Source organism: Candidatus Obscuribacterales bacterium, from assembly GCA_036703605.1.
Classification (GTDB): Bacteria; Cyanobacteriota; Cyanobacteriia; order RECH01; family RECH01; genus RECH01.
This window is the reverse complement of the sequence record DATNRH010000989.1, coordinates 1-7,005: the sequence shown is the minus strand read 5'-3', so window position 1 is coordinate 7,005 and position 7,005 is coordinate 1. Positions and strand designations below refer to the sequence as shown.

Below are 7,005 nucleotides of genomic sequence, written 5' to 3'. Positions count from 1 at the left end.
CGCAAGCAAGAAGACGCCGAGACTGCATCGATATCCTCCCCTGCGCCCAAGTCTACCAACACCACGGAGGAGGCCCCTGCCCGCAAAGCACCCCGCCCCCGCAAAATGTCTTACAACGAGAAGCGAGAATTTGAGCATCTGGAGCAGCATATTCCTAGCCTCGAAGCCGAAAAAATAGCGATCGAACAGCAGCTCTATCACAATCCTCCCAGCGGCTATGATCAGGTTCAATCCCTATCAGATCGCCTAGCTGCCATCTTGCATGAAATTGAACAGTCCATCGAACGCTGGATGGAGCTTTCCGACCTAGCGTCCTAGCCATAGCTCGGTACTCCCACATAAAATCAGACATCGTCCTTTCCGACAAATTACTGAGAGGGGAGAACTCTAAGGTCTTTTTTATCGTCATGTTTGTAGTGGGCTTGCTGTAGATATCAAGACCAAGCTAAGGGATGATGCATAGTCCCTAGGTAGGCAGAGGGGGGTAGCGTCAGCTATGGTCAAATCATTAGGGATAAGTCTCACAACCCTCACAGTTTCATCCATGGGAGAACAGGGGACTGCTCTATCCGCATCTACCGTTATTCAACCAACGCATCACGGGCATCCAGGACTTAACTATGAAAAGAATCTTAGTCATCGAAGATGATCCGTCCGTTCGGGACAATATTGCCGATATCCTCGAATTGACCGATGATTATGCATTTAGCGTCGAAACGGCAGAGAATGGGCAAGAAGGTTTGCAACGGGCCACGGAAAGCTGTCCTGACCTGATTATTTGTGATGTGATGATGCCCGGTCTCAATGGCTATGAAGTCTTGCAAGCGCTACGGCAGCAAGAATCCACAAGCAATATTCCTTTGGTGTTTCTTACAGCCCGGGTGGAGCGCGATGACCAACGCCTTGGCATGGAGCTCGGAGCTGATGACTACCTTACCAAGCCGTTTACGGCCAAGGAACTGCTGAAGGCGATCATTGCCCGGCTCAATAAACGCGACGCCATGGAAAAGCGCGCTCAGCATCATCTCGACCACCTGCGCAGCAGTATTACCCTATCCTTACCCCACGAAGTTTATACGCCTCTCAACGGTATTCTAGCGTTCTGCGAATTTTTTCTTACCCATTATGATTCTATTGATCGGAATGAGGGGCGCGAAATTCTAGAATCCATCCAAACCTCTGGCAAGCGGCTGCAGCGATTGGTGCAAAATTTCTTACTTTATGCCCAGCTTGAAGTCACCGCTCATGATCCAGAGCGCCTGCGTGGACTCCAGCATGATCGAACTCATACACCTATTAGCTCTCTGATTCGAGACCTAACCATACCGCTAGCCGAAAAGCTTAACCGTACTCAGGATCTTACCTTAACTCTAGAAGAGTCCTTTGGCTGGGTATCGGTGTCGATGTTACAAAAGATATTGGATGAACTCCTCGACAATGCCTTCAAGTTTTCTGATCGCGGCACGGCGATTGAGATCGACAGTAAATCTCATGATGATCAAGTCGCGATTGCCATTACCAACTACGGTCGAGGCATGACCGCCGACCAAATTGCCCATATTGGTGCATATACCCAGTTTGAACGCTGCTTCCATGAACAGCAGGGATCGGGTTTGGGGTTGGCGATCGCTAAACGCATGGCTGAACTGCAGGGCGGCAGCCTCACCATCGACAGCGTGCCTCAAGGCTATACCCGTGTCTGCCTACAGCTTCCTATTGCCGAGCCGCCGGAGGCTAGCGCCGCTCGGGAGATGCTAGATTCCGAAAACGCGTGAACTGGGGCTCAAACAATAAACGAATGGTGCCGACGGGGCCGTTCCGATGCTTGGTGATAATGATCTCCGCAATGCCGCGATCGGGGGTGTCGGGATTGTAGTAGTCATCGCGGTATAACATCATCACCAAGTCCGCATCCTGCTCGATCGATCCACTTTCCCGCAAATCACTCATCATCGGTCGCTTATTGGTGCGTGACTCTACGCCCCGGCTGAGCTGCGATAGCGCCATCACCGGCACATTCAGTTCCCGCGCCAACCCCTTCAGGGCCCGCGTAATTTTTGAAAGCTCCTGCACCCGGTTATCGCCACTGCCCTCCATCAGTTGCAGGTAGTCCACCAAAATCAGCCCTAAGGAGCCGCCCTTTTCCGCCTGCAGACGGCGGGCTTTGGAACGCATCTCGTTCACCGAGACGTTGGGGGTATCGTCAATAAAAATTGGCAGTTGCGATAGCACGCTGATGGCATGGCCCAGGGGTTCCCATTCATGCTGGCTGATGCGCCCAGCCCGCAGCCGACCGCTTTCGATCTGCACTTCGCTAGAGAGCAGACGATACACCAGTTGTTCCTTCGACATTTCTAGGCTGAAGACCGCGACCGGCAGCTTATGGAAGGCGGCAATGTTGCGGGCGGCATTTAAGACAAAGCTGGTATTGTGCAAACAGATGTCATTGGCGACGAAATTATGGGTGTGGGGAATGGTCAGGTCATACACCTGCTGGTGGCCCAAGGGTTCGATCGCCGTGATCTCATCCCAATAGACCTCGCTGGTGGCTAACTGCTGCAGCTCTCGGTTATCCAGGGCGATCGCTAGGGCCAAGAGGCGATCGCGGGAGAGCCCTCGCTGCCCCACATGCAGATTAGAATAGCCGCGAATGCCGGCCCGCTTTGCCAAGGATGCCCAGGATTCCCGTCCCTTAGCTTGGGCGATCGCTGGCCAGATACCTACGGGAATCAGGTCGCGGTTGGTTTGATAGCTACGTTGGTCAAGCTTGGTCTGCACCTTAGCCAGAATGCCCTCTTTGCCAAACATGCCAATGTCGCTGAGGAAGGTGCGCATGGATAGGGCATCGGTAATATCGAGCTGCCACGTCGTGCGCCGCCCCAGGGATCGTTGTTTTAGCGCGGCAATGATGCCAAAGCGCAGCAGCAGATGCTGGATCTGCCGAGCTAGGCGTTCACTGGGGGTAGCATATCCCATTTGGCATTGACCGCTGGTCAACACCGTCGCCCAGCCATCGGCAGCAAAAAGGCGATTCAAAAACAGCGCTACCTGGGATCGTCCTAAACGAAACACCGGTGCGGGAATGATCCGATCGCTGCCGTCGGTGCCCCAGATGCCGAGCTGATCTAGCCAGTCGCGCAGGGGATTGCGGGAGGCGATTGCGGCTCCAGCGGAGGCGGTCATGGGCTGGGCAGAGGAAACCACCCGCAGGCGAGATGGACTGCGGTCAGCTTCTAAGCCACCGTGGGGAGCATCAAACTGGGCGATCGCCGCCGCAAAGTCTTCATGCAAATGGGGATTGCTGTTGACAAAGGTGGGGGAATCCGCCGTTAGGTCGCCGTCGGTTACCAAGTAGGCCAGCACAATCACCGCTGCCGACTGCCATACCTCCCGGCCAAAGACCGCCAGTCGGCGCGGCACCGCAATCCGATCGCCCGGCTGCAGCTCCGCCAGCGATCGCCACCCCTGTACCGTCAGGTAGGGATGGCTGAGGGTTGTGGTTACCGATCGTCCCAATCGCGTCGTCACTCGAAACACTGGCTTTTGGCCGTCGTCCACAAAGGCCGAGGGCTGGGCCCAGGAAAACTGCCAGCGATCGCCAAGGGTGAGCACGGTAGCTGCTTGGCGCTGCACCACCTCAGCGATGGTGGCCACCGTACCGTCTTGCAGGACTAACGCCGTATCCGCCGCGCAACACTTACCCATGGCGGGTCGCGCTGCCGTAATAATCAAATCTGAACGCTGAAAGCCCTGGGTCATGGCATCCAGGTCATAAAACCCACAGGACACTCCTGGTAACACCATGCCCAGGGAGCGACTTTCGATATCTGAAAAGGTGTCGGTTAGGATATCGGCCGTGGCCACCAAGCTTTGATTGGGGCGAATTTGGGTGATGCCAAACACTTTTTGTTCAGCTAGATCAAGGATCTTGGGCAACGGCTCCGTAGTGGTGTAGCCCAGTTGCGAAATCTCCGTCCCCACCCGAATTAGGTTACGTCGCAGGGATTTATCCACGACTAACTGTGCATATTGGTCAATATTGACGGCGCTAACCGTGCGATCGACCAATTCTGCCAAGCGGTTTTGCCCACCCACCTTGTCGAGCTTGCCCTGATCGCGCAACCAACTGGTGAGACTCATCAGATCCGTCGGTCGTCCCTGGCCCTGCAGCAGCAGCATGGCCCGATAAATTTCTTGATGGGCGCTGATATAGAACGCATCGGGGCTGAGAAATTCTGCGATCCGGCCGATCGCATCTGGATCCAGCAGAATTCCGCCTAAAATCGCTTCTTCCGCATCAATATTTTGAGGCGGAACCCGATCGCTATATTCCTGAAAATTGAGCTCGTGAACCATAGGAAACAGGGTCAGACTATCTCATCGACCCAGATGCATCAGCGTACTAGAAGCTTATGCTAGCACCGTCGCTAGAGGTTTTCTCATGTTCTGTCACGAAAAGACTCTGTATGTAGCGTCATGGTTCTAACACACGCTGCCTATCAGTACATGTGTACTATAGCACTCCCAGGCAGCGTCACCCACAAAAATCGCCCCCTAGCCTTAGGCTAGGGGGCGATCGCCAAGATGTTACCAACCGATGCTAGCGATCGACGGTGAACTAAGAGACCTTGGCGGCTACAATTTGAACTTCGATGTTAGCGGTCACGTCTGCGTGGAGCTTCACCGATGCCTTGTAGGTGCCGAGGCTGTGCACATCAGGAATCTCAATGCCGCGCCGGTCGATTTCTTGACCGGTTTTTTCGAGGATTGCATCTGCCAGATCTTGGCTGGTCAGCGTTCCAAAGATGGCATTGGCTTCACCCACCGGCTTGGTTACCGCAAAGCGGCCGATGGTTTCCAGGGCAGTCTTTTGAGCTTCTGCCTGTGCTTTCACGGCCAGCAGCCGTTCACGTTCTTTTTCTCGGCGCTGGGCAGCCTGCCGCAAAATTCCTGGGGTGGTGAAGGAGGCCAACCCTTGGGGTACTAAATAATTCTTCGCGTATCCGGGAGCAACTTCAACCAAGTCGCCGTTTCTACCAAGTTTGCTCACATCTTTGGTGAGCACCAACTGAATCCGTTTTGCCATGATGCCGATCGCTTTTCCTGCTATCGCTTGTAGAACGAGGATGGCAGCAACCTACCAAGCCTCACGGGTGAGAAAGGATGGGCGCATGCCCTGTTGCCCTTAGATCTAAAAACAGGGTCAACCGCCTAGCCAAGAGTGAACTTCTCCATCGCAATGTTGGGAAAATCTTTGGCCAGAACTCCAATCTTACCGATAAACGAGGGGCGATCGCAACCCTTTGATTAAAAAAACTGGGTGAATGGATCCAAGAACCGGTGCTAGCCCACCACCTCCAAAACACCATCTGTCTCTAAAACAAATCTTTCATGCCGCGCAACCGGGCAAAGGTACGCACCGCATCCGTGGAGCCAGCGATCGCCTGCAGAGCCGGGACGTCCCACCGTAGGAAGGGATTGGTTTGTTTTTCAAGCCCCAGAAGGCTGGGTATGGTGGCCTGCTGCTGCTGTCGGGCGGCCCGCACTTGCTCCAGCCGCTGCTGGAGTTGACAATTGTCTCTATCAACCGTCAGGGCAAAGGTCAAATTTTCCAGGGTATATTCATGGGCACACCAGATCCGGGTCTGATCGGGCAACGTCCGCAGGCGGCTCAGCGATTGCAGCATTTGGGCCGGTGTTCCTTCCTTGAGGCGACCGCAGCCTCCAGCAAAGAGCGTATCGCCACAGAATAGATCTCCCGGCTGGTCGGGCTGGAGCGGCGGAAAATAGTAGGCGATGTGGGCAAGGGTATGGCCTGGCACAAACAAGACCTCGCCGACGCGATCGCCAAAGGAGACGCGATCGCCCTCCTCTAGGAAAACCTGTTGCCCCGGAATGCGATCGCGATCGGCTGCTCCTGCATAGACAACTGCCTCGGGATAGCGCTGCAGCAGTTGATGGTTACCCCCCACATGGTCGTGGTGGTGGTGGGTGTTGAAAATTGCCGTCAGGGTGGCACTATGGCGATCGAGCCAGGCTAGAACAGGCTGGGCCTCAGCGGGATCAACCACAGTCGCTGTGCCGGTTTTGGGGTGATGACAGAGAAAGATGTAATTGTTGGATAGAACGGGAATTCGGTGAATTTCCATAAGAGTTGTGACTTATCGTTACAATTCTAGAACATTTACCCTGTCTAGGTTTACCAAGTCTTTAAGCAGGGCTGATGGAGACTTGATCCAATTCATCCGGTTTAAGATGAGAATAGAAGGTAGACAAAAGAACGTCCATGTAACATCTGTGAACATTTACCTAGCAATATGACCCATCTTCCATCAGCGATTTAGCCGTTGTTTTAAGATGATCATCTGCGAGGTGAACTGAGTATGGTTTGGGCCATGCCAACAAAATTAGATCGATCAATCAGCAGTATTGTGGAGCGAGTCATGGCGGCGCGAGAAATTAGCCGTCAAGAGCATTTGCAGCTCACCTCAGCTCTACTTGCCAATTATCAACTCACCGATGAGGAACGTCGCCTCATCAACCGTGTGTTTGACCATGTACGCATGGGAAAACTCACCATGGTTGACTAGTATGTTGTGGTGCCCCGCGCTACAGAGTGTTAGGTTTCGTCCCTTCTGGTTGACGAACAAGCCTTGAAGAGCCTCACCCCAAACCTCTCTACTAGGTCGGTAGAGGGGTTTGGCAGGCGCGTTCACCTTTCTTGTTTCCCCCATGAAAGCAGGGGAGTAGCCTATCAGCCGTCTCTCTATCCCCAGTTTTCGCGGTTCTAGGTACCGGCTGGTTTCCCAGCAGCGGCAGCGATCGCCCCAAATTGGTGAATAGCAGCGGCGGTAGCGGTCGGCTGCTCTAAATGGGGTACATGACCACAGCGCTCCACCCACACGAGTTGATGGGGGCAGCCTCGTCCCTGTAGGGCTTGGTCAAAGCGGTGGGCGTCTGCCGTTCCTAAAATGCGATCCTCCTTGCCCCACAGAATTAACGTAG

Annotated in this window: 7 protein-coding genes; 3 read left to right on the top strand and 4 right to left on the bottom strand. The window is 54.2% G+C overall.

The window, feature by feature from the left end; genetic code table 11:
- Together V6D20_20270 and V6D20_20265 are read left to right on the top strand one after the other, a co-directional pair.
- Positions 1 to 318: ABC transporter C-terminal domain-containing protein (locus V6D20_20270; GenBank protein ID HEY9818115.1), on the top strand; the 318-nt coding region annotated here is incomplete at its 5' end.
- A gap of 302 nt (positions 319 to 620) precedes the next feature.
- Positions 621 to 1,775 (top strand): response regulator, encoded by a 1,155-nt coding sequence (locus tag V6D20_20265; protein ID HEY9818114.1) that lies wholly within the window; start codon positions 621 to 623, stop codon positions 1,773 to 1,775.
- Here V6D20_20265 and dnaB read toward each other — a convergent pair.
- The 3 genes from dnaB to gloB all read right to left on the bottom strand — a co-directional run bounded on the left by dnaB (position 1,735) and on the right by gloB (position 6,149).
- The gene (gene dnaB, locus V6D20_20260) at positions 1,735 to 4,356 is read right to left on the bottom strand and encodes a replicative DNA helicase (protein HEY9818113.1); all 2,622 of its coding nucleotides are present in this window, start codon (positions 4,354 to 4,356) and stop codon (positions 1,735 to 1,737) included. The two genes, V6D20_20265 and dnaB, sit on opposite strands and share 41 nt — an antisense overlap.
- Before the next feature lie 262 nt (positions 4,357 to 4,618).
- The gene (gene rplI / locus V6D20_20255; GenBank protein ID HEY9818112.1) at positions 4,619 to 5,086 is read right to left on the bottom strand and encodes a 50S ribosomal protein L9; all 468 of its coding nucleotides are present in this window, start codon (positions 5,084 to 5,086) and stop codon (positions 4,619 to 4,621) included.
- 289 nt (positions 5,087 to 5,375) lie between these two features.
- On the bottom strand, positions 5,376 to 6,149 hold the full coding sequence (gene gloB, locus V6D20_20250; GenBank protein ID HEY9818111.1) for a hydroxyacylglutathione hydrolase: 774 nt from the start codon (positions 6,147 to 6,149) through the stop codon (positions 5,376 to 5,378).
- A gap of 246 nt (positions 6,150 to 6,395) precedes the next feature.
- Here gloB and V6D20_20245 point away from each other — a divergent pair, with 246 nt between their 5' ends.
- Positions 6,396 to 6,590: a hypothetical protein gene (locus V6D20_20245; GenBank protein HEY9818110.1), complete on the top strand. Its 195-nt coding sequence runs from the start codon at positions 6,396 to 6,398 to the stop codon at positions 6,588 to 6,590.
- A 197-nt stretch (positions 6,591 to 6,787) separates the two neighbouring features.
- On the opposite strand, the gene V6D20_20240 is transcribed toward V6D20_20245, so the two are convergent.
- Positions 6,788 to 7,005 (bottom strand): hypothetical protein (locus V6D20_20240; protein HEY9818109.1); only part of this gene is annotated, 218 nt, incomplete at its 5' end.

Bases quoted from the DNA above. Each gene is read 5' to 3' on its own strand.
- V6D20_20265 (HEY9818114.1), top strand. From the start codon at position 621: ATGAAAAGAATCTTAGTCATCGAAGATGATCCGTCCGTTCGGGACAAT.
- gloB (HEY9818111.1), bottom strand. From the start codon at position 6,149: ATGGAAATTCACCGAATTCCCGTTCTATCCAACAATTACATCTTTCTC.
- V6D20_20245 (HEY9818110.1), top strand. From the start codon at position 6,396: ATGCCAACAAAATTAGATCGATCAATCAGCAGTATTGTGGAGCGAGTC.
- rplI (HEY9818112.1), bottom strand. From the start codon at position 5,086: ATGGCAAAACGGATTCAGTTGGTGCTCACCAAAGATGTGAGCAAACTT.
- dnaB (HEY9818113.1), bottom strand. From the start codon at position 4,356: ATGGTTCACGAGCTCAATTTTCAGGAATATAGCGATCGGGTTCCGCCT.